Here is a 23,696-nt window from a genome sequence, read left to right as displayed (position 1 = left end):
GGCTCCTTCGGTCATGACGGGGTCCTGATGAGGTCCAGGGGGTCGGCGGTCAGCGGCTCGCCGCGCCGCCATACACGGATCAGGCCGCCCACGGCGGTGAGATCGCCGACAAGGATGGCGCCCACCAGACGGTCGCCGCGCAGCACGAGCTTCTTGTACGTGCCGCGGGTGGCGTCGGCGACGCGGAGCACGTCCACGGAGTCCGCGTCACCGTCGTCGGGGGCGCCGAAGACGGCGAGCTGCAAGGGCCCGGCGGTCAGCCGGGTCAGGGGGCGGCTGCCGGGGCAGCGGGCGGCCGGGTCGGCGCCGGACAGCCGGGCCGCCAGTACGTCCGCCTGTGCCCAGGCCGGGCCGGACCGGCCGTGGACCGTGCCGCGGTGCTCGGCGCAGTCCCCGAGCGCGTGGATCCCGGGGGCGGAGGTGGCCAGGCCGTCGTCGACGACGATGCCCTCGCGCACCGCCAGCCCGGCCGCGCGCGCCAGGCGGGTGCGCGGCCGGACCCCGCACGCGAACACCACGAGAGCGGTCGCCAGTGCCGGCCCGTCATCGAGCTCCACGGCGGTGACCCGGTCCGTGCCGCGCAGGGCGCGCACGTGCGCGGCGGTGCGCACCGTCACACCCAGCGCCGTGAGCCCGGCGGCCAGTATTCCCGCGGCCCCGCCGTCCAGTTGACGGTTCATCAGATGTGGGCCCCGGTGGACGAGCGTGACCGGGAGGCCGCGGGCGGCCAGCGCCCGGGCCACCCCCACCCCGAGCACCCCGCCGCCCACCACGACGGCGCCGCCCGCCCGCCCCGCGTCCTCGGTCAGCCGACGGCAGTCGGCCAGCGTACGGAACGTGTGCACCCCGCCGAGCAGGCCGCCGTCCGGCCCGTACAGCCCCGGCACCGCGGGCAGTGCCGGCTCGGCGCCCGTCGCCAGCACCAGCACGTCGTACGCGGCGGCCGAACCGTCCGCGAGGGCGATCGTCCCCGCGGCGGGGTCCACGGCGGTGACCTCGGCGCCCGTACGGACCACGGCGTCCGGCCCGCACGCCAGGCCGATGACGTCACCACCGCCGTAGCGCCCGGCGAGCACCTCGGCCAGCACGGTGCGGTTGTACGGGCCGTCCGCCTCGGCCCCGTACAGCGTCAGTTCCACGGCGCCCGGAGGCGTACGGGCCAGCAGTTGCTGCGCGAAGCGGGCACCGGCCATGCCCGCGCCGGCCACCGCGATCCGCCGGGCCGTCATGACGGGGCCTCCTCGGTGGCCCGCTCCACCCGCACCGCGCACACCTTGAACTCCGGCATCCTCGACTCCGGGTCCAGCGCGGGATTGGTCAGCGTGTTGGCCCGGCCGGGACCGGGCCAGTGGAAGGGCATGAAGACCGTGTCGGGCCGGATGGCGTCGGTGATCCTGGCGGGCGCCGTGGCCCGGCCCCGCCTGCTTGTCACCGCCACCAACTGCCCCTCGCCCACCCCGAGCCGGTCCGCGAGCCACGGGTGGAGCTCGACGAAGGGACCGGGCGCGGCCGCGTTCAGCGCGGGGACGCGCCGGGTCTGCGCGCCGCTCTGGTACTGCGACCCCACCCGGCCCGTCGTGAGGTACAGCGGGAAGCGGGCGTCGGTCTCCTCGGCGGGCGGACGGTGGACGACGCCGGCGAACCGCGCCCGGCCGTCAGGCGTCCCGAACCGCTCCAGGAACAGCCGCGGCGTGCCCGGGTGCGCCGCGTCGGGACACGGCCAGAACACCCCGTCCTCGGCCCCGATCCGGGCGTAGCTGATACCGGCGTAATCCGCGACGCCGCCCGCCGAGGCCCGCCGCAGCTCCTCGAAGACCTCCTCCGGCTCGTCGGGGAACCCCCGGCCGACGCCCAGCCGCGCGGCCAGCTCCTTGAGGACGTACAGATCGCTGCGCACCCCCTCGGGAGGCGCGACCGCGGCCCGGCGCAGGATCACCCGCCCCTCCAGGCTGGTCATCGTGCCCGTCTCCTCCGCCCACTGGGCCGACGGCAGCACCACGTCCGCCAGCGCCGCGGTCTCCGACAGCACGACATCGCTGACGACCAGGAGGTCCAACGACCGCAGCCGGTCCGTCACATGAGAGGCGTGCGGGGCGGACACCACCGGATTGGAGCCCATGACCAGCAGCGCCCGCACGCCGCCCGCGGTGCCCGCCCGGTCCAGCAGCTCATAACCCGACACCCCGGGCCCGGGCAGGTCGTCGGGGTCCACCCCCCAGACACCGGCCACGTGCGCGCGGGCCCGCGGATCCGTCAAGGAGCGGTAACCGGGCAGCTGGTCGGACTTCTGGCCGTGCTCACGGCCGCCCTGGCCGTTGCCCTGGCCCGTCAGACAGCCGAAGCCGCTGCCGGGACGGCCCGCCTTGCCCGTCGCCAGACAGAGGTTGATCCAGGCCCGGACGGTGTCGGTGCCCTTGCTGTGCTGCTCGGAGCCCCGGGCGGTGAGCACCATCCCCGTCTCCGCCCCCGCGAACAGGTGCGCCGCCTCCCGCAACTGCGGCACCGGCACCCCCGTGAGCTCCTCGACCCGCTCGGGCCAGTGCGCCATGGCCGCCGCCCGCGCCTCCTCGAAGCCCGTCGTACGGTCCGCGATGAACTCCCGGTCCAGCAGCCCGTCCGCGATGACCACGTGCAACAGCCCCGACGCCAGCGCCAGATCCGTACCCGGAGCCGGGGAGAGATGGAGATCGGCGTGCCGGGCCGTGCGCGTACGGCGGGGGTCGACGACGATCAGCCGGCCGCCGTTCTCCCGCATCCCGGTGAAGTAGCGCAGCGCGGGCGGCATCGTCTCCGCGGGGTTGCCGCCCGCCAGGATGACGCAGCCCGCCGTGGCGATGTCCTCCAGCGGGAACGGCAGCCCGCGGTCCACACCGAAGGCCGCACGGCTCGCGGCCGCGGCCGACGACATGCAGAACCGGCCGTTGTAGTCGATGTACGGGGTACGCAGCACCACCCGCGCGAACTTGCCCAGCAGATACGCCTTCTCGTTGGTCAGCCCACCCCCGCCGAAGACCCCAACGGCCTCCCGGCCGTGCCGTGCCGCGACGTCGCCCAGCCCGGCCGCCACCCGGTCCAGAGCCCGCTCCCAGGACACCTCCTCCAGCGTGCCCGTGCGCGGATCCCGCAGCAGCGGGGCCGACAGTCGTGCGGCACCCGCCAGCACGGCTGCCGCGTTCTGCCCCTTGCCGCACAGCGCCCCGCGGTTGACGGGGAAGCCGGGGCGCTCCACGACCTCCACCGCAGGCGCGCCGGGCGTGTCCCCGGGAGCCACGGTGCGCAGGCCCATGCCGCACTGCAAGGCGCAGTACGGGCAGTGGGTGTCGGTCGTCGTCATGCAAGGGAGTGTTCCCTCCACCCGTTGCGCCCCCACATCACCGGTGTTGCGGCCACGGTACGAAGCCCTCACCATTGCACGACGGAGCGGTGATGCCCACGGCGCACGCATGTAACAAGGCGGCCCCGTACGGCTCATCGGCATGACAGCGCGGCAACCCACCCGAAACACCTCGGAGGGAACCTGCCCCCATGGGCACAACCAGCACCGCGACGGGGCCGCTCACGGGCTTCACCATCGGCGTGACCGCGGCGCGCCGCCGCGAGGAACTCACCGCACTGCTGCTCCGGCGGGGCGCCCGCGTCGTCGAGGCCCCCACCCTGAGCATCGTGCCCCTGAGTGACGACACCGCCCTGCGCGACGCCACCGAACGCTGCCTCGCCGCACCCCTGGACTACGTCGTCGCCACCACGGGCGTCGGCTGGCGCGGCTGGATGAGCGCCGCCGAGGGCTGGGGGCAGGGCGCCGCGCTCGTCCGCGCCTGCCGGGCGGCCACGGTGGTCAGCCGCGGGCCCAAGGCCATCGGGGCCGTCCGGGCCAGCGGTCTCGACGAGGCGTTCTCCCCGCCGACCGAGGCCAACCGCGAGCTGCTCGCCTGGCTGCTCTCCCACGACCTGCGCGGGCGGCGCGTCGCGGTCCAGGAACACGGCGCGCCCCTGGACGGGTTCACCGCCGCCCTGCGCGAACGCGGCGCCGACGTCATAGAAGTGCCGGTCTACCGCTGGGGGCCGCCCGAGGACCCCGAGGCCGTACGCCGCCTCGTGGACGCCGCGGCCCGCCGCGACCTCCACGCCCTGACCTTCACCAGCGCACCGGCCGCCGTCGCCCTCCTGGAGGTCGCGGCCGCCGCGGGCCGCCGCCAGGAACTGCTCACGGCGCTCCGCACGGACGTCGCCGCCGTCTGCGTCGGCGAGCTCTGCGCCCACCCGCTGCGCATGGCCGGAGCCCCGGCCCACTGGCCGGAGCGCGGGCGGCTCGGCGCCCTCGTACGCACCCTCACCGACCTCCTGCAACAGCGCGGACGCCACCACATCACCGTCCCGTCCGGCCTGCTCGTGCTCCAGGGCAACGCCCTGCTCGGCGCCGGTGACCCCCTCTGGCTGCCGCCCCTCCCGGCCGCCGTGCTGCGCGCGCTCGCCGAACGCCCCGGCCACGTCCTCAGCCGCGGCGAACTCCTGCGCCGCGCATGGCCCGGCGGCCGCGCCGACGAACACGCGGTGGAGATGTCCGTGGCCCGCCTCCGCAAGGCGCTGGGCCCGCACGCGCATTTGGTGCGTACAGTTCCGAAACGGGGATATCGCTTGGCGGACCGGTGACCTTTCGAGGACCGTGGTCCGCACAACTCAGCCCGTCCGGCGATTGAGGACACGCGGCGCAGCCGTGTTCGGGGTCCGGGGCGGAGCCCCTCACGCGGCGGAGCCGCATATCGGACGCGGCGGGAAGGGGCGGGGTGGGGAAGGCCCGCCGCCAGGCGCTAGCTTGTGGATCAGGCCCCGCCCGGGGCCCCACGAGGGAGGGACATCACGTGCGCAGAGCAGCGCAGTACGCGGGGGTGGCGCTGGTCGCCACTGTGCTGATATCCGGCTGCGGGAGCAGCGACGACGGCAAGAAGTCCGACGACAAGCCGTCCACGAGCGCCGCGCCCGCAGCGCCGAGCGCCGCGCCGGCGGCCAAGGGCGGGCGCCTCGACGGCGTCTACGGAGCCCGTTCCGCGGACGGCGTGATCGGCATGTACGTCTCCCAGGGCAAGGCCGTCGTCTACGCCAACGGCGGCAAGCGCGCCTGCACCGGCACCGTCGACGAGAAGGCCGATCCGGTGAAGATCGCGCTGAAGTGCGCGGACGGCAACACCGAGCGCACCGCGGGCACCGTGGAGCGCGCGGACGGCAAGACCCTCGTCGTCTCCTGGGGCGCGGGGAAGGCGGACACCTTCACCAGGACCGGCGACCCGGCCGAGCTCCCGTCGCCGATAAAACTCGGCGGCTGACGAGGCACGGGAGCACGAGCGGGGCCGCCGAGGGCGGACACGCGAACCGAACACCGGTACTCTTCACCGGAATTGGGGGAAGGCGCACGCGGCAGGTGCGCCTTCCGGACCCGCTTCCGGGCTCGACGACCGTCGACAAGGAGTGTGTTCGTGTCTCGTACGAGAAAGATCCTCTTCGCAGTGTTCGCCCTCCTGCTCGCCACCGTCACCGTGACGGCGAGCGCCACCGCGGACTCCCGCGAGGCCGCAGCCCCGCAGAGGCACACCGCGGGCATCACCGGCACCTGGTACAACCAGCTGGGCTCGACCTTGATCGTCACCGCGACCGATGACGGCGGGCTCACCGGCACCTACGAATCGGCCGTGGGCAACGCCCAGAACCGCTATGTGCTCACCGGCCGTTACGACACCGCCCCCACCGATGGCAGCGGCACCGCCCTCGGCTGGACGGTCGGCTGGCGCAACGAATACCGCGACGCGCACTCGGCCACGACCTGGAGCGGTCAGTTCTTCGGCGGCGACAAGGCGCGGATCACCACGCAGTGGCTGCTGACCTCCGGCACCACCGAGGCCAACGAGTGGCAGTCCACCATGGTCGGCCACGACCTGTTCGGCCGCGCCAAGCCCTCGGCCACCGAGATCGACCGGGCGAGGAAGCTGGGCGGCGGCTCCGCCGACCCCTTCGCCCTCGCGCGCGACCGGTCCGGCAACTGAGTCCGCACGACAAGGCGCCCCGAGCCGTCCCCGGCGGGCACCGCCCGCCGGGGACGGCCCCTTCGCGCGCAGATGCCTACAGCGGCGGATGCATGGCGACGTACGCGGCGATGCTCTCCTCGGCGGGGCCGTCCGCGACCACCCGGCCCCCGTCGAACACGATCACCCGCTCGAACCCCGCCAGCAGCTCCAGGTCGTGCGAGACCACCACGACCTTCTGCTCCAGCTCCCGCACGAGCTTGCCGACCCTGCGCTTGTTCCGCAGGTCCAGCAGCGTGGTCGGCTCGTCGAACACCACGTACCGCGGGCCCGTCACCAGCACCGCGGCGATCGCCAGCAGCTGCTTCTGACCACCGCTCAGCAGATGCGCCGGATGGTCACGGAACTCGCTCAGCCCGTACTCCGCCAGCACCTCGCCCACCCGCCCGGCGATCTCCGCCTTGCTCAGCCCGTGGCGCTTGAGCCCGAACGCGAGATCCTCGGCGACCGTGGGCATCACGATCTGGATGTCCGGGTCCTGGAAGACGAAGCCGACCCGCCGCCGGACCTCCTTGCCCTTGCGGCCCGTGTCCAGCCCGTCCACGGCGACCCGGCCCTTCGAGGGCACCAGCAGACCGTTCAGCAGCCGCACGAACGTGCTCTTGCCCGAGCCGTTGGACCCGATGACGCCGATCCGGTCCTCGGTGAGCGTCAGCTCGACGTCCCGCAGCACCTGCCGCTCGCCGAACCACTGGCTCACACCCTCGATCTCGATCACGCGCGCTCGTCCCCGGCGGAGCGCGGCGTCCCGGGCGTGATCATCGGGTAGGCCCTGCGCACGGTGACCGCCGCCAGCGAGCCGATCACCACCTTGAGCAGATCACCGGGGAGGAACACCACCGAGCCCGTGACCGCCTTCTCCATCGACAGGTGCGCGGCGACGGCCATCCACGGGATGCCGATGGCGTAGAGCACCAGCGCCCCGCCGACGAAGTTGCACAGCATGGCGGTCCACTGGTTGTACCGCTTCCACAGCCGCTCGGTCAGCAGACCCGTGACGTACGCACCGACCGGGTAGGCCAGGACGAAACCGCCCGTCGGCCCCAGGATGACGCCCAGACCGCCGCGGCCGCCCGGCAGCACCGGCAGACCGATCACCACGAGCACCACGAACAGCAGGATCGCCAGGCCGCCGCGGCGCGCGCCGATGATCGAGCCGGCCAGGATCACCCCGAGCGTCTGGGACGTCAACGGCGCCGGGACGAGCGGCAGCTCGATCAGCGGGAAGAACCCCAGCACCACCATGATCGCGGCGAACAGCGCGATCTGCGCCATGTCCTTCGTACGCAAACCCGACCCCCGGCCCCGAGCGCCCTTCGCTCCAGCCGATCATCATAGGGGGCGGGTCCCCCCGGTCCGCCGGGGGCCGTCGACGCCCCTGGCGTCGAGCGCCTCGCCCAGCCCGTCCGCCAGCCGCAACGTCTTGACCAGCAGCGGAGCCAGGAACGCCGTGCTCCGTTCCACCCCGCGCGCCCGCTGCGCCGCGCGCACCTGATCGGCCTGCTCCTTGATCACCGGGATGAACCGGATCGTCATGGCCACCACCAGACCGACCCGTTCCGGCCTGATCCCCAGCGGCTTCAACGGCCGCAGCGCCGTCTCGATCGCCGCGATCATCGCGGACGTCCTGGTGGTCAGCGTGACCAGATTGGCGAGCATCACCAGCACCACGATGCGCTGCCCCACCAGCACGGCGGTCTCCCAGCCGGAGAACAGCCACTGCACGGCCAGGATCGAGACGGCGAAGGGCAGCACCGTGAGCAGCTGCCGGCCCGCCGCCCGCCAGGGGATCCGGGCCAGCGCGTAACAGAGCCCGACCCCCACCACGGCCGCACCGAGCACGGCCATCGACGTGACGAAGAACAGGGACGTGCCCACCGCGAAGAGCACCAGCAGCTTCACCCCGGCGGGCAGGGCGTGGACCGGCGTACGCGCGTCGTGGTGCAGGCTCAGCATGGGGTGGGTACCTCGTGGTCCGGGACAGGAGAGTGGAACGCTCACGCTATCTCTCGTACGTCCGGCGCTCCCTCCAGGAGCGCACCGCGGATCCGCACGCGGTCGACCTTCCCGCTCGACGTGTGCGGCAGCCCGGCCACTTCGAAGACGCGCCGCGGACACTTCTGCCGGGACACATGCGCCGCCGTACGGTCACGTATCCCCGCCAGGTCCAGCCGGGCGCCGTCACGCCACCGGACCACGGCGCACACCACCTCGCCCCAGTGCTCGTCGGGCACACCCACCACGGCCGCCTCGGCGACCTCCTCCAGCCGCAGCAGGGCCGCCTCGACCTCCTCCGGGTACACATTGAGGCCACCGCTGATCAGCATTCCCCCGTCCCGGCCGACGAGATGCAGATAGCCCCGATCGTCCAGCCGGCCCATGTCGCCGACGCTGAACCACCCGTCCCGGTCCGGGGCCCCGGCGTCGGAGCGCGAGAGGTACCCGGTGAAGAGCATGTCGCTGCGCACGTACACCCGGCCGACCTCGTTCACCCCGACCTCCGCGCCCGACGGCCCGCGCAGCGACAGCTCGACGCCCGCCACCGGCCTGCCCACCGACTCCCGCGGGCCGTCGCCGTCGCCGTGCAGGAGCGAGACCAGACTGAGCTCCGTCGCCCCGTAGAACTCCACGGTGTCCGCGTGCGGGAACAGCTCCCCGGCCCGCGCGCGGCGGTCGGGCGACCACTTCGCCCCGACCGACAGCAGCGAACGCACCCCGGGGAACGAAAGGCCCGGCCGCCGCCGCGCCGCCGCGAGCAGCGCCTCGACGATCGTGGGCACCACATAGAGCCGGGTGACGGCGTGACGGTCGAGGAGTCCGAGAGCCGGCTCCGCGTCGAACTCCGGCATCAGGTGCACCGTCGCGCCCACGTGCAGAGCGTTCACCGCCCCGTACAGGAAGTGCGAGTGCGCCAGCGAGCCCGGCAGCAGCACGCGGTCGGTGCCGTCGATGCCGAACTCCACGGCGGTGCGGTCGAAGGAGCGCAGCCAGGACCGGTGGGAGCGCACCACGCCCTTGGGGCGGCCGGTGCTCCCCGAGGTGAACGGCACATAGAACGGCGTGCTGTCCGGCACGTCGGCGAACGCCGCGACCTCGTCGGCCGCCGCCCTGCCGCCGTACCGGCCCAGCCAGTCCTCGTACGCGGACGACTCGACCACGGACCCGTCCGGTACGCACCGGCGGACCGCCTCGGTCGCGGTCCCGCAGAACAGCCGCACCGGCGGCGCGTCCCGCAGCACCGACGACAGCTCGGCGGGGCTCCAGGCCGGATCGAGCACCATCACCGGTATGCCGGCCAGCGCCGCGCCGTGGAAGATCTCCAGGAACTCCCCGCCGCTCCCCAGCAGCACGGCGATCCGCACCTCCGGCGGCGGCGCCACCCCGAACTCGGCCCGCAGCGCGTGCCCGACGGCGACCGTGCCACGGCGCAGCTCCTCGTACCCCCACCGCCGTTCGGGATCCCCGCTGAGGACGAGGGCGTCACGGCGGGGCGATGCCACTGCGTGCGAGAGGAATCCGGCGGCGATGGTCACGGTCATCACACTCCTGTTTCCTGGTCATTGGAAGGACGGCCAGAATCCCACTCGCGCGGCGTCATGGCGCCGTTGTTCAACTACCCGGACGATCAAGCTCCTTGACGCACCCCGGATGGCCGGTCGGCAAGGGCCGTGGAATGATCCCGCCCATGTCCCCTTCCGGAAGGATCCCGACGCTCGCGGCAGGTGCCTTCGCCGTCGGCACCAGCGGGTACATCGTCACCGGCGTGCTGCCCGAGCTGAGCTCCGAGCTGTCCGTCCCGGTGTCCACGGCCGGGCTGCTGACCACGTCGTTCGCCGTGGCGTACGCCGTCGGCTCGCCGCTGCTGGCCGTGGCCACCAGCGGCTGGGGGCGGCGGACCCTGATCGTCGCCGCGCTGCTGGTGGCCACGCTCGGCAACGCGTTCGCGGCGCTCGCGCCGGACTTCGCGTCGCTGCTGGCCGCCAGGATCGTCACCGCCGCTGGCGCCGCCGTCTTCACCCCGGCGGCGACGGCCGTGGCCGCCGAACTCAGCGGTCCGGAGCGCAGGGCGCGGGCCGTGGCCTGGGTGTTCGGCGGGATGACCGTCGCGACGATCGTCGGGGTGCCCGCGGGCACCCTGCTCGTCGGACCGCTGGGCTACCGCGGGGTGTTCGGGCTCGTCGCCGCGTTCTGCGCACTGGCGGCGGTGGCCGCTGCCGTCCTTCTGCCGCCGGTCGCCGCGCCCCCGAAGGTGAGCCTGCGCCGCCGCTTCGCGGTCCTGGGGGACCGCCGCGTGGTCGCCGTCCTGGGCATCACCCTGGCGGCCAGCCTCGGGGTGTTCACGGCCTATACGTATGTGGCGCCCGTACTGGAGTCGACCGCCGGGGTCAGGGGCGGGGCGCTGAGCCTGCTGTTGTTCGGCTACGGCATCGGCGGCGCGATCGGCAACGCCGCCGGTGGCATCGCCGCCGACCGCTTCGGCTACCGGGTGCCGTTGCTGGTGGCGGTCTCGGGGAGCGTACTGGCCCTCGCGGTGCTGCCCGCGGCCGGTCATGTCGTGGCCGCCGCGGTCGTGTTGTTCCTGTGGGGCCTGTCGACCTGGGCGTTCAACCCGCCCGTGCAGCGCCGGCTGATCGAGCTGTCGCCCGGCGAGAGCGGCCTGCTGCTCGCGCTCAACGCCTCGGCGCTGTACCTCGGCATCGGCCTTTCCGGGGTCGCCGGGGGAGCGGTGATCGACCACGTCGGGGTCGGCACCGTGCCGCTGACCGGGGCCGGGCTGTGCCTGGTCGCCGTGGTCATTCACCTGACGTCGAGCCGACGGCCCGCGGAGCTACAATGTGGCTGAATTTTCGCAGCAGGGGGTGGGTCCGTGCTGGAACCGAGAGGTGCTGTCGGAATTCTCACCGGGGCGTCCCGTGGCGTCGGCCCGTATATCGCCGAGCATTTGGCGCGTGCGGGCGTCCGTCTGGCACTGGTGGCGCGCACCGAGGACGGCCTGCGGGAAACAGCGCGGCGCATCCGGCACCACGGCCATGAACCGCTCGTCGTCCCCGCCGACATCTCCGACGAGGACGACCAACGGCGCGTCGTGGACACCGTCTCCAGCACCCTCGGGCCGCCCTCGCTCCTGGTCAACAACGCCGCGGTGGAACACATTTCCCGCTTTCAGGACGCCACGGTCGAGGACATCAAAAGGGTCATTCTTGTCAACTTGTTCGGCACGGAGGCGCTGACCCGGCTGGTGCTGCCGCATCTGCTGAGCGCGGGCCGCGGGCACATCGTCACCATCGGCTCCGTCGCCGGGCGTACCGCTTATCCGTACGGCACCGTCAACTCCTCCACCAAACATGGCGTGGTGGGCTTCACCTGGTCACTGCGCGAGGAATTGCGCGGTACGGGCGTCGGGGTCTCGGCCGTCTATCCGACGCTGATCTCCGACGTCGGGATCTCCGCGCGCTGGCAGGCGGGGCGCCGCCCGCCGCTGCTGGGCCGGGTGGGGCCGGACGAGGTGGCCCGCGCGGTGCTGAAGTGCATCCGCAAGAACAAGGTCGAGATCACCGTCTCGCCGCCCATGGAAAAGATCGCGGATGTCATGGGCGCGGTGTCACCGCGGCTGACCTCCTGGGTGGCGCGCCGCGGTGGTGTCCATTCCTATCTGCGCAAGGTCGCCGAAACGCAGGAGCGTTCGCGATAGCCCGTCGGAACAGCGCGGCCGGACGGCCGTATTGGGGGGTTCGACATGTCATTGCGCTCTGGTCCACATGTTGCCGAAACCGGTGAGCTGCTCGGCCGGCTGGGCGAACTGCTCGCCGCGATCAATGACGCATACGAACGGATACCGGAGCCGGACGACCCGCTTTTCCTGGAATCGCTGGACGCCACCGCATTCAAGTCCACGATCGACGCCACCTTCGGTACGGATGTTCCGCTGGCCCTGTTCCTCGACTCCTGCACCCTGCGTACGGTCGGTGCGGCGATAGGCGCACACGGCGTGGAAAGCGGCCGTACCGGCACGGTGGGCGGGCCCGTGGGGAGCGGTGAGAACAGGTACGACCCGTTTCCCCTCTCCGATGTCCAGCAGGCCTACTGGCTGGGCGCCAAGGGATTCGACCTCGGCGGTCGTTCGGCGCATTTCTACGCCGAGATCGACCTGCTGGCCGCGGAGAACGAGCGGGCCGAGGAGATGTTCAACCACCTCGTCGCCCGCCACGACATGCTGCGGGCCACCGTCCTGCCCGACGGCCGCCAGCAGGTGGCGCGGGAGGTGCCCTACTACCGCTTTCGCCACCGCGACCTGCGGGGGCTGCCCGACCCCGAGACCCGATGTCGCCTCGGCGAGACCCGCGAGGAACTGGCGGGCCAGATCTTCGACGCGCACACCTGGCCCCTCTACGAGATCCGCACCCACAGCCTGGACGGCGGCCGGCTGCGGCTGCACGTCAGCATCGACCTGCTGTTCGTCGACGCGGGCAGCCTCCGGCTGCTGCTGTCGGAGTGGATCCGGCTGGTGCTCGACCCCCGGTCGCTCGGCCCCGCGCCGCGACTGACCTTCCGCGACCACCTCGAAGCCGTCGCCGGACAGTGGCGGACACCCGCCTACGACCGGGCGCGCGCGTACTGGCTGGAGCGCGTCGACACCCTGCCCCCGGCACCCGAACTGCCCGTCCGTGCCCTCGCCCACACCGGTGCCCCGGCGTTCGTCCGCAGGGAGAAGCAGCTGCCCGCACCTGTCTGGCGGCGGGTCAGGGAACGCGCGCACGCCCTCGTCGTCACCCCCTCGGTGCTGCTGTGCGCCGCCTACGCCGAGGTGCTCCGCACCTGGAGCGCCGCGCCCCGCTTCACCGTCAACCTCACGCTCGCCGACCGGCCGAGGTGGCACCCGGACGTCCCCCGGCTGATCGGCGACTTCACCACGACCGTCCTCCTGGAGTGCGACCTCACCGGCTCCCCGGACCCGGCCGCGACGGCGGCCCGGCTCCAGGCCCGGCTGAGGTCGGACCTGGAGCACGCCCTGTTCGGCGGCGTCGAGGTGCAGCGCGAGCTGGCCCGCCGCGGGGACGGCGCCCGCGCGCGGATGCCCGTGGTGTTCACCAGCCTGCTCCAGGAGCCGGACCGCCTCGACGCCCTGGAGGGCGTGGTCTTCGAGACCGGCCACACGGCCTCCCAGACGCCCCAGGTGCACCTGGACAACCAGGTCCTGGTGCGGGGCGGCGGCCTGGTCATCTGCTGGGACGCCGTGGACGAGGTGTTCCCCGACGGCGTGCTCGACGACATGTTCACCGCCTACACCGACCTCGTCGCGCGCCTCGCCGAGGACGGCACCCCCGCCCCCGTCACCCCGCCGCGGCGCCAGCTCGCCGTGCGGGAGGCGGCCAACGACACCGCCGGTGAGCTCCCGGACGAGCTCATCCACGCCGCGCTCGACCGCCAGGCCGCCGCCCGCCCGGACGCCCCGGCCGTGATCACCGCCGACCGGACGCTGACCTTCCGTGAACTGGGCCTCGGCGCCGACCGGGTGGCCCGGAGGCTGCGCGGCCTCGGCGCGGGACCGGGCACCCTCGTCGCCGTCCTGATGCACAAGGGCTGGGAGCAGGCCGTCGCCGCGCTCGGCGTGGTCCGCGCCGGGGCCGCCTATCTCCCGGTGGACGCGGGCCTGCCCGAGGCGCGCGTCGCGCAGCTCCTCGCCGTCGGCCGGTCCCGCATCGCCGTCACCCAGCCCGGCGTGACCCCGCCGCCCGCACTCACCACGGTGGTGGTGACGCCCCCGCCGTGGGCGGACCCGCCGGACGGGGCCGTCGAGCCATCCGCCGCGACCCCGGCCGACCTCGCGTACGTCATCTTCACCTCGGGTTCCACCGGCGTCCCCAAGGGCGTGATGATCAGTCACCGCAGCGCGGTGAACACGCTCCACGACATCAACACCCGCTTCGCGACCGGCCCGCGGGACCGGGTACTCGGGCTGTCGTCGCTGAGCTTCGACCTGTCGGTGTACGACTTCTTCGGGGTGCTCGGCGCGGGCGGCGCCCTCGTCCTGCCCGCACCCGACGAGCACCGCGACCCCGGCCGCTGGGCCCAACTGGCCGAAGAGCACCGGGTGACGCTGTGGAACACCGTACCGGCGCTGCTCGAACTGCTCGTGGAACACTGCGCCCGGCAGGGCACCCGCCTCCCCGGGGCGATCCGGACCGTCCTCCTCAGCGGCGACTGGATACCCGTCTCCCTGCCCGGCCGCGTCCGCTCCCTGAGCACCGGCACACCGCGGCTGATCAGCCTGGGCGGCGCCACCGAAGCGGCGATCTGGTCGATCTGCCACCCGATCGAACGGGTCGACCCGGCCCGGCGCAGCATCCCGTACGGCACACCCCTGCGGAACCAGACCGTCCAGGTGCTGGACGGCGACCTCGCCCCCAGGCCGGACCACGTACCCGGCGAGCTGTACATCGGAGGTGCCGGGCTGGCCGTCGGATACCTCTCGGACCCCGGCCACACCGGGGAGCGCTTCCTCACCCACCCGCGCACCGGCGAACGCCTCTACCGCACCGGCGACCTCGGCGCCCATCTCCCCGACGGCACGATCGAGTTCCTCGGCCGGAACGACTTCCAGGTCAAGATCAACGGACACCGCATCGAACTCGGCGAGATAGAGACCGTCCTCGCCGCCCACCCCGAGGTCCGCTCCGCGGTCGTCGTCGCCCCCGACGCCAGACGGCTGGTCGCCCACGTCGTCCCCGAGCACGGCGGCGGGGCCCGCCCCGACGACCTGCGCGCCCACCTCGCCGCCAGGCTGCCCGCGTACATGGTGCCCTCGGCGTTCGTCACCCTCGACAGCCTTCCGCTGGGACCCAACGGAAAGGTCGACCGGTCCGCCCTCCCGGACCCGGCGGGAACCGGTCGGCGGCACGAGGCGCCCGCGACCCCCGTCGAGAAGGCACTCGCGCAAGCCTGGGCGGCCGTCCTGCCGACGCAGGACATCGGCCGCCACGACAACTTCTTCCGGGCGGGCGGAGACTCCCTGCTCGGCGTGCGCGCCGTCGCCAAGGCCGCCGAACACGGGCTCCACCTGACCCTCAAGGAGTTCTACGCCGACCCCACCATCGCCGGACAGGCGGCCGTGGCCAGGAGGCTGCCGGCGGCGACGGCTCCCCAGACGGCGGTCACCGGCCGCGTTGCCCTCTCGCCCGGCCAGCACTGGTTCTTCGAACAGGACTTCACCGAGCCCGGCCACTGGAACGGCATGTGGCCCCTCTTCGACCTGGCCCGCCCGCTCGACCCCGAACTGCTCGGCCGGGCACTCGCCGACGTCCTCACCCACCACGACGGGCTCCGCGCCCGCTTCCGCCGGGACGAGCACGGACCGTACGCCGAACTCCCCGGCCCGGAGGCCGTGGACGCCTCCCCGGTCGACGTCGTGGACCTCCGCGCGGTCCCCGACGCCGCACTCGACGCGGCCCTCGACCACCACGTCGCCCTCCGGCACGGCGCCCTCGACCTCGCCACCGGCCGCACCGTCGGGCTGACCTGCCTCGACCTCGGCCCGGACCGCGGCACCAGGCTGCTCGTCAGCGCCCACTGGCTGGTGATGGACTACTACGCCTCCCGCGTCTTCCACGAGGACCTGCGCACCGCCTACACCGCCAGGGAAGAGGGCCGGCCCGTCACCCTGCCGGCCAAGACGGCCTCCCTGCCCCAGTGCGCGGAAGCGCTCACCGCCTACGCCACGAGCGAGGAACTCGCGGCCGAACTGCCCTACTGGGAACGGCTCGCGGACCTCGCGCCCGCACCCCTGCCCGTCGACCACCGGCTCGGCCCCAACACACAGTCCTCCGCCGTACGCCACATCGCGGACATCACCGGCGCCACCGTGATCGCCCTCACCACCGGGCTGCCGAGGCGGCACGGCGTCGAGATCCGCGAGATCCTGCTGACCGCACTCGCCCGAGCGGTCACCGACTGGACCGGACAGCCCGACCTCGTCGTCGAACTCGAAGGACACGGCAGGAACGAGGCGTTCGGCAGCCTGGACGTCTCCCGCACCGTCGCCCGCTTCTCCACCCTGTCACCCCTGGCGCTGCGCCCCGGCGACCTCACGGCGGTGCGCGACCGGATCCGCGCCGTCCCCCACCGGGGCACCGGCTACGGAGTCCTGCGCCACCTGCACCCCGACCCCGGGATCCGGGCGAGGCTCGCCGCCGTGCCGGCACCGGAGATCGGCTTCAACTTCTGGGGCGACGTGAGCGAATACTTCACCGGCGACGCACACCCCGTCACGGCCGCCTTCGGCCACCACCGCAGCGGCCGCGGCCACCGCCCCAGGGTGCTCGACGTGATGGCGTTCACCACCGGCGACGAGCTGCGGACAGTGTGGACCTACAGCGCCAACCTGCACACCGCCTCCACTGTCCGGGCCCTCGCCGACCGGTTCACCCGGGAGCTGCGCGCACTGGCCGAGGACGCCCGGTGAACGGGGGAGAGCACACCGTGGACCACCCGCTGCCCGAGGACATGTTCGGCGCGACGACCGTCCCGCAGGCCCTGGAGCGCGCCGCGGCCGCCCCGGCCGGGATCACCGTCGTCGACCGCCACCTGGCGGAGACACCGCTGCCGTACGCGCTGCTCGCCTCCTCGGCGCGCCGGGCGGCAACAGCCCTGGCCAGGGCGGGCGTCGGCCCCGGCGACCGGGTCGCGCTCGTGTCCTCCACCTCACCGGGGTTCCTGCTCGCCCTCTTCGGCGCCTGGCGGGCCGGTGCCGTCCCCGTGATCCTGCCGCTGCCGCACCGCGTCTCCACCCTCGCGGAGACCGTCGACGGGATCCGGCAGCGGCTCGACCACGTGGACGCCCGCTGCGCCGTCGTCGCCGACGCCTTCGCGGACCTCGTGGCCGACGGCCTCGGCGCGGACCGGCCGGTGCTGACCTGCGGGCAGCTCGCGGCCGAACGGGAAGCGACCACCGATCCGGCGCCCGCCGACGCCGACGGCCTCGCGTACCTCCAGTTCACCTCCGGCACCACCGGCCCGCCGCGGGCCGTGACGCTCACCCACCGTCAGATGCTGACCAACGCCGCCGTGTGCTGCGAACGGTTCCGGCTGGAGCGCGACCGCAGCGTCCATGTGAGCTGGCTGCCGCTCCACCACGACATGGGCCTGATCTCCGCGCTCGCCGCCATGGCCTACCGCATCCCCCTGGTACTGATGCCACCGGAGGAGTTCCTCTTCCGGCCCGACTCCTGGGTGGACGCGCTGTCCCGCCACCGCGCCACCAGCACCGTCGCCCCGAACTTCGCGTACGGCCTGGCCGCCCGCGGCATGCGCCTGCGGCCCCGCGCCCTGGACCTGTCCGCGCTCCAGGTGTGCGGCGACGGCGCCGAGCCGATCCGGCCCACCGCCGTCGAACAGTTCCTGGAGGCCGGCGCCGCCCACGGCCTCAGACCGGAAGCCGTCACCCCCATGTACGGGCTCGCCGAGGCCACCCTCGCCGTCACCATGGGCGAGGTGCCCCGACGCATCGTCTGGGACCACGTGTCCCGCGAAGGGCTGGAAGTCGGCGGAACCGCCCGGCCGGTGCCGCCCGACGCCCCCGACGCCAGGACCCTCGCGGTGTGCGGCCACCCGGTGCCCGGCGTCCGCGTCGAAATCAGAGGCCCGGACGGAAAGCCGCTCGCCGACCGCGAGGTCGGGGAGATCCGGGTCCACAGCCCCGCCCTGATGCACGGCTACTGGTCGGACCCCGAGGCCACGGCCGAAGCCGTGCACGACAATTGGCTGCATACGGGAGACCTGGGCTACCGCACCCCGGACGGCCTCGTCGTCTGCGGCCGGGTCAAGGACATGATCATCGTGGCCGGGCGCAACCTCTACCCGGAGGACTACGAACACGTGGCGGCCAAGGTCGAGGGTGTACGGCCCGCGTGTGCGGCCTTCGCGGTACCGGGCACGGAACGGATGGCCGTCGCGGTGGAACCGGCGAAGGGAGTGACCGACCACGCGGATCTCGCCGGGCGGGTCATGACACGGCTGAAGGAACAGCTCGGCCACGCGCCCGACAAGGTCCTCGTCCTGGAGAAGGGGACGATCCCCCGCACGTCGTCGGGCAAGGTCCAGCGTGGCCGTTGCCGCGATCTGTGCCTGTCGGGCGAGGCCGTTGTTCTGGCCGCCCGTGCCCGCTGAGCCTGGGGGCCCGGCGGCGGTCAGACCCGCCGCGTCACCACCACCCGCGCCCCGCGTCCCGGGACCAGCGTCACATGGTGGGCCCGCTGGGCCTCAGGCTCCGGCCGCTCCGGACGGACGTCGTACCGCACGAGCGTCTCCCGCAGCGCCACCGTCGCCTCCAGCAGCGCGAACCCCGCCCCCAGACACCGCCGCGCGCCCCCGCCGAACGGGATCCAGGTGTTCGCCGGCGGCTGCTCGTCCAGGAAGCGCTCCGGGCGGAAGGAGTCCGGATCCTCGTGGTGCGCCGGATCCGACTGCACCAGACCGATCGCGGGCATGACGGTGGCGCCCGCGGGCAGCCGGTACCCCCCGACCGTCAACGGCTCGGTGAGCTGCCGGGCCACCTCGTGCACCACCGGCTTCAGGCGCAGCGCCTCCTTCGCGACCGCCGTGAGATGGGCGTCGTCGCCCTCGTCCGCGGCCCGCTGGGCCTTGCGCAACTGTTCGGGCCGCCGGGCCAGTTCGTGCAGGGCCCAGGCCAGGGCGGTCGCCGTCGTCTCGTGCCCCGCGAGCAGCAGCGTGATGAGCTGGTCGCGCAGCTCCGGGTCGGTGAACCCGCCGCCCGGCTCGTTCTGCGCGGCCTGCAGCAGCCGCGAGAGCACATCGGTGCGGCTGTGCAGGTCCGCGGCCCGTCGCCGGTCGGCGATCTCGGCGTACAGCAGCCGGTCCACGCGCCGTTGGCAGGAGACGTACCGGCGCCACGGCCCGACGCGCCGGAGCGCGGGATACGGCAGGCCCAGCAGGGTGACCGGCCCGATGTCCGCGAGGCCCCGCACGAGCGGGCGCAGGGCGGCCAGCCGCGCCCGGTCGGTCACCCCGAACACCACCTGGAGGATCACCTCGAGCGTCAGGGCCCGCATCCTGCGGTGGGCGGCGAACGCCTGCCCCTCCGGCCACCGTTCGACCTCGGCCCTGGTCAGCTCGACGACCATGTCCTGATAGCCGCGCAGTGCCGTGCCGGTGAAGGCGGGCGTCAACAGCCGTCGTGCCCTGCGGTGTTCGTGCTCGTCGGTGAGCAGCACGGAGTGGTCGCCCAGCGCCGGGCCCATGATCGCGTTGCCCTCGCCCGCGTGCAGCACCTCCACCGGGCCGGCGAACACCGTCCTGATGTCCTCCTGCCCGGCCAGGATGACCAGATGCCGGGTCGGCGCGGTCAGCCTGAGCGTGAACACATCCCCGTACCTGCGGCGGAGCAGGGGGAACAGCCGGTGCCGGTAGCGGGCGAACAACAGCGTCTGCACCACGGCGGGCAGCCGCACCCCCGGTGGTCTCCGCGCCGGTCCGGCCCCGGAGGTCTGCGCGACGGCCGGCCGGCCGTCGGTGTCGCTGGACATGGCGGCCCCCCGGCATCCGGATCTTCCTGCCTGCGGCTCAGGGGACACGGCCCCGTTCGTCACGGTAGCAGCGGATCATGCCGCACGGCTGTCCGTACGGCATCGGCTCTCGTCCGCCTCCGCCCGAGCGGTGCGAACGCCCGTCACCTCGCGGCCCGTGGCGCGTCGCCGTCCAGCAGCGCCCTGCCGAGCGCCGTGGGGGAGTGGTGCACGGTGTTGCCCGAGCGGCGGGTGACGATCAGTCCCGCGTGCCGCAGCACCGTCGCGTGCTGGCTGGCCGACGCGTTGGAGATGCCCACGCGCTGTGCCAGCTCGCCTGTGCCGCAGCCGTGTATCACCTCGTAGAGCACCTGCGCACGGGTGCGGCCGACCAGCGTCACCAGGCCTGCCGGGACCGTGCGGCCGAGGAGGTGGCCGTCCATCCAGCCGGTCCGGCGGGCGATGGGGTGGACGAGGACGGGGACGGCCCCCGGCTCTCTCAACGTGATGGGCGCGCCCCAGCAGAAGAACGAGGGCACGAGCGTCACGCCCCGCCCGTCGAGGAAGAGATCCTGGGACAGCGGATAGGCCAGCGAGAGCACCGGCGGCTCCCACCGCGCGGCCGGGTGCAGCCCGAGCAGCAGCCGCTCCGTGCCCCCTTCCGCCAGTGCCGCCATGCGCTCCGCGCGGTCGGCCGCGATCTGCCGCGTCACGTGCTGCCAGTACGGGGCGAGCGCCAGCCGGTGGTACGCGCGCAGCGTCTGCCCCAGCGCGCCGAGCGCCTCCGTGTCGCCCTCGGCGAGCCGGGCGAGCCGGCTGTCCACCGGCCCCCGCGCGACGGCGAGCCGGCCGATATCGCGGCCGAGCCGGTGCCGCGGTGTGGCGAGGACGGCGTCGACGGCGGAATCGATGTCGGCCGACCCGGCCGTGGGGGTGAGGAAGTCCGCGGAATATCCGATCGGTGGCGCCAACTTCCCCAGCAGCACGGCCCGGTGCGGTATTTCCGCGGTGAGCCGAGGGCGGACCGCGGCCCGCCAGCGCAGGAAATCCGCGGCGGCCGGTCCGGTCGCGACCGACTGCGCCATATGCATGCTCAGCAGCATCTCCCACAGCACATCCGGTTCCGTGGCGATCCGGGTCCTGGCCAGGTCCTCGCTGGTGAAGTGGATACGCAGCACCGCTTGCCCCCTCTTCCCCTCTTGCGCCCTCGGGGAACGGCTGACTTCCCTGAGCACACGGACGCCGCGGTCCGCTCCAAGGGTTGCCCACTGAACGGCTATTGCCGTTTTTTGGCCCAGATTGAAAATGTTGATCCGAACCCGAGCGGAATAAGAGGCTGCTGTTCACGGAAAACGGGGGCCCGCCACAGGCGGTGGGCCGTACAGAAAGAAGAGGCTTCCCATGAACGCCATCGTGCGACGCGTCGTCACCACGGCCGCCGGTCTCACCGCCCTCGGCGCCCTGGCCGCGGCACCCGCGAACGCGGCACCTGCCAAGGTCGACGGCAACTGCGGCACCTACGTCTGTGTGATGACCGCCCACCAGAACAAGTTCGTCCAGGACATCACCGTCTACACCAAGGACGGCGTCCCCGGCACCCTGCGCGCCTACTGGGGCGAGTTCCGCAGCGGCCGCGTGAATGCCTCCTCCTACAAGTGGAACGTGGGCTACGAGCAGAACAACTCGCTCGTCTGCGGTGGCCTGGAGCGGGACGGCCGGGCCATCGAGGACGTCTGCGTCACCATCTGACCGATTAGCGTCACCTTCCGACCGGCACGGGCACGGCCCACCGGCGGGGACGCCGCCGACGCGTACGGGGGCGGCGGCGCCCCCACCGGGGTCCGCCCGGTGCCACCGCGACCGTGGTGTCCGGGGCCGTTCCGCCCCCTTCAATACCTCTCATACAGAGGTAGGCTGGAAGGGTGAGCGCAGACGGCCTCTCCGACGATCTCGCCGGAGTCCTGACGGGTATCCATCGACTGGTCCGGCGCAGACTGTGGGCCGGGCTGACGAAGCCGCGCCTGCGCGGTGCCCAGGCCGAGCTCCTGCGGGTCGTCACGGAGCGCCCCGGCATCGGGGTCTCCGCCGCCGCCAAAGAGCTCTATCTGGCGGCCAATTCGGTCAGCACCCTGGTCAATCAGCTGGTCAAGGCCGGGCTGCTGCGCCGCGAGGCCGACCCGCGCGACGGCCGCGTCGCCATGCTGTATCCGACCCCCGCCTGCCGGGAGCGGCTACGGTCCTGGGACGCCCGGCGCACCGCGCTCTTCCACGCGCGGGTGCGGACCCTCGCGGCCGAGGACCAGGCTGCCCTGGCCGCGGCGATGCCCGCCCTGCGAAGGCTCGCCCAGTCGCTCCGCGACACCGGGGAGGCACCATGACCGCATCCGTACGCACCCCCGCCCCCGCGGTCCGCTGCACCGGACTGCACTACGCCTTCGGCCACGTCACCGCCGTCGACGGGCTGGACCTCTCCGTCACCCCCGGAGAGGTCTTCGGCCTTCTCGGCCCCAACGGCGCGGGCAAGACCACCACCATGCGGGCGATCACCACCCTGCTGCCCGTACCGCCCGGGGCCGTCGAGGTCTTCGGGCACGACGCGGCCCGCCAGAAGATGGCGGTGCGGCGCCTGCTCGGCTACGTCCCGCAGCAGCTGTCCGCCGACGGCACCCTGACCGGCCGGGAAAATGTCGCGCTCTTCGCCCGGGTCTTCGACGCGCCCCGCCGCGAGCGCCCCGCCCGCGTGGCGCAGGCGCTGGAGGCGGTCGGCCTCGCCGACGTCGCGGGCCGCCTGGTGGCCACGTACTCCGGCGGCATGGTCCGTCGGCTGGAGCTGGCGCAGGCCCTGGTCAGCGCGCCCCGGCTGATGATCCTGGACGAGCCGACCGTCGGCCTGGACCCGATCGCCCGGGACAGCGTGTGGGACCGCATCAACCGAATACGCGCCGGCACGGGCATGACGGTGCTGGTCACCACCCACTCCATGGAGGAGGCCGACCGGCGCTGCGACCGCGTGGCCCTGATGCACCGAGGGAAGATCCGCGCGCTCGGCACCCCGGAGGAGCTCAAGAGCGCGCTGGTCACCCTCCGCCGGGAAGCGGGCGGGGAGGACACCGGCCCCCCGACCCTGGAGGACGTCTTCCGGCACCACGCCGGGAGCGGACTGGAGGAGCCCGGCGCCGACGAGCAGCGAGGGGAGTTCCGCGATGTCCGCCGCACCCGCCGCACCGCCTCCCGCGTCGGCTGACGCCACCGCCCTGTCGGACCAGCACTTCGCCCTGCTGCTGACGCCGCCCCGCCCGCGCGCGGGCTGGCGGGTGATTCCGGCCCGTACCTGGGCCATGTGCGCGGTGGAGCTGCAGAAGCTCCGCCACGACCGCACGGAGCTCTACACCCGGGCCGTCCAGCCCGCCCTGTGGCTGCTGATCTTCGGCGAGACCTTCACCCGGATCCGCGCCATCCCCACCGGGAACGTCCCGTATCTGGACTACCTCGCGCCCGGGATCATCGCGCAGTCGGCGATGTTCATCGCCATCTTCTACGGCATCATGATCATCTGGGAGCGGGACTCCGGGGTCCTGACCAAACTGCTGGTGACCCCCACGCCCCGGGCGGCCCTGGTCACCGGCAAGGCCTTCGCCGCGGGCCTGAAGGCGCTGATCCAGGCCGTGGTCGTCATCGCGCTCGCCGCGGTGCTGGGCGTCGCCCTGTCCTGGAACCCGCTGAAACTGCTGGGCGTCGTCGTGGTGGTGCTGCTCGGCTCGGCCTTCTTCTCCTGCCTGTCCATGTCGATCGCCGGGATCGTCCTGACCCGCGACCGCCTGATGGGCATCGGCCAGGCCATCACCATGCCGCTCTTCTTCGGCTCCAACGCGCTCTACCCCGTCGCGGTGATGCCGGGCTGGCTCAAGGCCGTCAGCATGGTCAACCCGCTCAGCTACGAGGTGGACGCCCTGCGCGGCCTGCTCATCGGCACGCCCGCCCATCTCGCCGTCGACTTCGCCGTCCTCACCTTCGCGGCGCTCCTCGGCATCGCCGCCGCGGCCTCCCTGCTGGGCCGGCTGGCCCGCTGACGGCGGCCTCCCCGGGCGCCCGCCCGGCCGCTCGG

General features: G+C 73.3%; 19 protein-coding genes. 11 read left to right on the top strand and 8 right to left on the bottom strand.

Features of this window, described 5'->3' with window-relative positions; genetic code table 11:
* Positions 1 to 11 precede the first annotated feature (11 nt).
* Positions 12 to 1,229 (bottom strand): NAD(P)/FAD-dependent oxidoreductase, encoded by a 1,218-nt coding sequence (locus ABD269_RS13720; protein ID WP_344118123.1) that lies wholly within the window; start codon positions 1,227 to 1,229, stop codon positions 12 to 14.
* On the bottom strand, positions 1,226 to 3,334 hold the full coding sequence (locus ABD269_RS13715; protein ID WP_344118122.1) for a molybdopterin oxidoreductase family protein: 2,109 nt from the start codon (positions 3,332 to 3,334) through the stop codon (positions 1,226 to 1,228). Before ABD269_RS13715 ends, ABD269_RS13720 begins: the two co-directional genes overlap by 4 nt.
* Before the next feature lie 191 nt (positions 3,335 to 3,525).
* Between ABD269_RS13715 and ABD269_RS13710 the strand changes: the two genes are divergently transcribed.
* The 3 genes from ABD269_RS13710 to ABD269_RS13700 all read left to right on the top strand — a co-directional run bounded on the left by ABD269_RS13710 (position 3,526) and on the right by ABD269_RS13700 (position 6,035).
* Entirely contained in the window at positions 3,526 to 4,650 is a 1,125-nt protein-coding gene (locus ABD269_RS13710; protein ID WP_344118121.1) for a uroporphyrinogen-III synthase, read from the top strand.
* A gap of 209 nt (positions 4,651 to 4,859) precedes the next feature.
* Positions 4,860 to 5,321, top strand: a complete 462-nt coding sequence (locus tag ABD269_RS13705; RefSeq protein ID WP_344118120.1) for a hypothetical protein — start codon at positions 4,860 to 4,862, stop codon at positions 5,319 to 5,321.
* A gap of 150 nt (positions 5,322 to 5,471) precedes the next feature.
* A complete protein-coding gene (locus tag ABD269_RS13700) occupies positions 5,472 to 6,035 on the top strand; it encodes a streptavidin (RefSeq protein WP_344118119.1) in 564 nt (187 codons plus the stop codon).
* Positions 6,036 to 6,111: 76 nt separating this feature from the next.
* On the opposite strand, the gene ABD269_RS13695 is transcribed toward ABD269_RS13700, so the two are convergent.
* Genes ABD269_RS13695 through ABD269_RS13680 form a run of 4 tightly spaced genes read right to left on the bottom strand, consistent with a single transcriptional unit; the run spans position 6,112 to position 9,613 of the window.
* Entirely contained in the window at positions 6,112 to 6,792 is a 681-nt protein-coding gene (locus tag ABD269_RS13695; protein ID WP_301890080.1) for an energy-coupling factor ABC transporter ATP-binding protein, read from the bottom strand.
* Positions 6,789 to 7,349 (bottom strand): biotin transporter BioY, encoded by a 561-nt coding sequence (locus ABD269_RS13690; RefSeq protein ID WP_301890081.1) that lies wholly within the window; start codon positions 7,347 to 7,349, stop codon positions 6,789 to 6,791. The genes ABD269_RS13695 and ABD269_RS13690 overlap by 4 nt, the downstream gene beginning before the upstream one ends.
* A gap of 57 nt (positions 7,350 to 7,406) precedes the next feature.
* The gene (locus tag ABD269_RS13685) at positions 7,407 to 8,030 is read right to left on the bottom strand and encodes an energy-coupling factor transporter transmembrane component T family protein (protein WP_344118118.1); all 624 of its coding nucleotides are present in this window, start codon (positions 8,028 to 8,030) and stop codon (positions 7,407 to 7,409) included.
* Between the two features lie 41 nt (positions 8,031 to 8,071).
* Positions 8,072 to 9,613 (bottom strand): AMP-binding protein, encoded by a 1,542-nt coding sequence (locus tag ABD269_RS13680; RefSeq protein ID WP_344118117.1) that lies wholly within the window; start codon positions 9,611 to 9,613, stop codon positions 8,072 to 8,074.
* Between the two features lie 146 nt (positions 9,614 to 9,759).
* Here ABD269_RS13680 and ABD269_RS13675 point away from each other — a divergent pair, with 146 nt between their 5' ends.
* The 4 genes from ABD269_RS13675 to ABD269_RS13660 are packed head-to-tail and all read left to right on the top strand — an operon-like array spanning position 9,760 to position 18,236.
* Complete coding sequence (locus ABD269_RS13675; RefSeq protein ID WP_344118116.1) at positions 9,760 to 10,917, top strand: MFS transporter; 1,158 nt, start codon at positions 9,760 to 9,762, stop codon at positions 10,915 to 10,917.
* A 24-nt stretch (positions 10,918 to 10,941) separates the two neighbouring features.
* Positions 10,942 to 11,766, top strand: coding sequence for an SDR family NAD(P)-dependent oxidoreductase (locus tag ABD269_RS13670; RefSeq protein ID WP_344118115.1), 825 nt, complete (start codon positions 10,942 to 10,944; stop codon positions 11,764 to 11,766).
* Between the two features lie 45 nt (positions 11,767 to 11,811).
* The gene (locus ABD269_RS13665; protein ID WP_344118114.1) at positions 11,812 to 16,533 is read left to right on the top strand and encodes an amino acid adenylation domain-containing protein; all 4,722 of its coding nucleotides are present in this window, start codon (positions 11,812 to 11,814) and stop codon (positions 16,531 to 16,533) included.
* Positions 16,530 to 18,236, top strand: a complete 1,707-nt coding sequence (locus ABD269_RS13660) for an AMP-binding protein (RefSeq protein WP_344118113.1) — start codon at positions 16,530 to 16,532, stop codon at positions 18,234 to 18,236. The genes ABD269_RS13665 and ABD269_RS13660 overlap by 4 nt, the downstream gene beginning before the upstream one ends.
* 20 nt (positions 18,237 to 18,256) lie before the next feature.
* Here the strand turns inward: ABD269_RS13660 and ABD269_RS13655 are convergent, their stop codons facing one another.
* Both ABD269_RS13655 and ABD269_RS13650 read right to left on the bottom strand, forming a co-directional pair.
* Positions 18,257 to 19,612: a cytochrome P450 gene (locus ABD269_RS13655; protein WP_344118112.1), complete on the bottom strand. Its 1,356-nt coding sequence runs from the start codon at positions 19,610 to 19,612 to the stop codon at positions 18,257 to 18,259.
* Between the two features lie 143 nt (positions 19,613 to 19,755).
* Positions 19,756 to 20,769 carry an ArsR/SmtB family transcription factor gene (locus tag ABD269_RS13650; RefSeq protein ID WP_301890089.1) on the bottom strand — a complete coding sequence of 338 codons (1,014 nt, stop codon included), beginning with the start codon at positions 20,767 to 20,769 and terminating at the stop codon, positions 19,756 to 19,758.
* Between the two features lie 223 nt (positions 20,770 to 20,992).
* Here ABD269_RS13650 and ABD269_RS13645 point away from each other — a divergent pair, with 223 nt between their 5' ends.
* From ABD269_RS13645 to ABD269_RS13630, 4 genes are all read left to right on the top strand, one after another.
* On the top strand, positions 20,993 to 21,340 hold the full coding sequence (locus ABD269_RS13645) for a hypothetical protein (RefSeq protein WP_301890090.1): 348 nt from the start codon (positions 20,993 to 20,995) through the stop codon (positions 21,338 to 21,340).
* 173 nt (positions 21,341 to 21,513) lie between these two features.
* Complete coding sequence (locus tag ABD269_RS13640) at positions 21,514 to 21,969, top strand: MarR family winged helix-turn-helix transcriptional regulator (RefSeq protein WP_344118111.1); 456 nt, start codon at positions 21,514 to 21,516, stop codon at positions 21,967 to 21,969.
* A complete protein-coding gene (locus ABD269_RS13635; RefSeq protein WP_344118110.1) occupies positions 21,966 to 22,835 on the top strand; it encodes an ABC transporter ATP-binding protein in 870 nt (289 codons plus the stop codon). Before ABD269_RS13640 ends, ABD269_RS13635 begins: the two co-directional genes overlap by 4 nt.
* A complete protein-coding gene (locus ABD269_RS13630) occupies positions 22,795 to 23,661 on the top strand; it encodes an ABC transporter permease (protein WP_344118108.1) in 867 nt (288 codons plus the stop codon). Before ABD269_RS13635 ends, ABD269_RS13630 begins: the two co-directional genes overlap by 41 nt.
* Positions 23,662 to 23,696 lie beyond the last annotated feature (35 nt).

This window comes from Streptomyces blastmyceticus (assembly GCF_039521185.1).
GTDB lineage: Bacteria > Actinomycetota > Actinomycetes > Streptomycetales > Streptomycetaceae > Streptomyces > Streptomyces blastmyceticus.
Note: the sequence above shows the minus strand (reverse complement) of the source record. Positions and strands in the feature narration are given on the sequence as shown.

Excerpts from the sequence above, each read along its gene's own strand:
- ABD269_RS13720 (WP_344118123.1), bottom strand. The coding sequence starts at position 1,229 with ATGACGGCCCGGCGGATCGCGGTGGCCGGCGCGGGCATGGCCGGTGCC.
- ABD269_RS13715 (WP_344118122.1), bottom strand. The coding sequence starts at position 3,334 with ATGACGACGACCGACACCCACTGCCCGTACTGCGCCTTGCAGTGCGGC.
- ABD269_RS13710 (WP_344118121.1), top strand. The coding sequence starts at position 3,526 with ATGGGCACAACCAGCACCGCGACGGGGCCGCTCACGGGCTTCACCATC.
- ABD269_RS13690 (WP_301890081.1), bottom strand. The coding sequence starts at position 7,349 with ATGGCGCAGATCGCGCTGTTCGCCGCGATCATGGTGGTGCTGGGGTTC.
- ABD269_RS13685 (WP_344118118.1), bottom strand. The coding sequence starts at position 8,030 with ATGCTGAGCCTGCACCACGACGCGCGTACGCCGGTCCACGCCCTGCCC.
- ABD269_RS13680 (WP_344118117.1), bottom strand. The coding sequence starts at position 9,613 with ATGACCGTGACCATCGCCGCCGGATTCCTCTCGCACGCAGTGGCATCG.
- ABD269_RS13675 (WP_344118116.1), top strand. The coding sequence starts at position 9,760 with ATGTCCCCTTCCGGAAGGATCCCGACGCTCGCGGCAGGTGCCTTCGCC.
- ABD269_RS13665 (WP_344118114.1), top strand. The coding sequence starts at position 11,812 with ATGTCATTGCGCTCTGGTCCACATGTTGCCGAAACCGGTGAGCTGCTC.
- ABD269_RS13655 (WP_344118112.1), bottom strand. The coding sequence starts at position 19,612 with ATGTCCAGCGACACCGACGGCCGGCCGGCCGTCGCGCAGACCTCCGGG.
- ABD269_RS13645 (WP_301890090.1), top strand. The coding sequence starts at position 20,993 with ATGAACGCCATCGTGCGACGCGTCGTCACCACGGCCGCCGGTCTCACC.
- ABD269_RS13635 (WP_344118110.1), top strand. The coding sequence starts at position 21,966 with ATGACCGCATCCGTACGCACCCCCGCCCCCGCGGTCCGCTGCACCGGA.
- ABD269_RS13630 (WP_344118108.1), top strand. The coding sequence starts at position 22,795 with ATGTCCGCCGCACCCGCCGCACCGCCTCCCGCGTCGGCTGACGCCACC.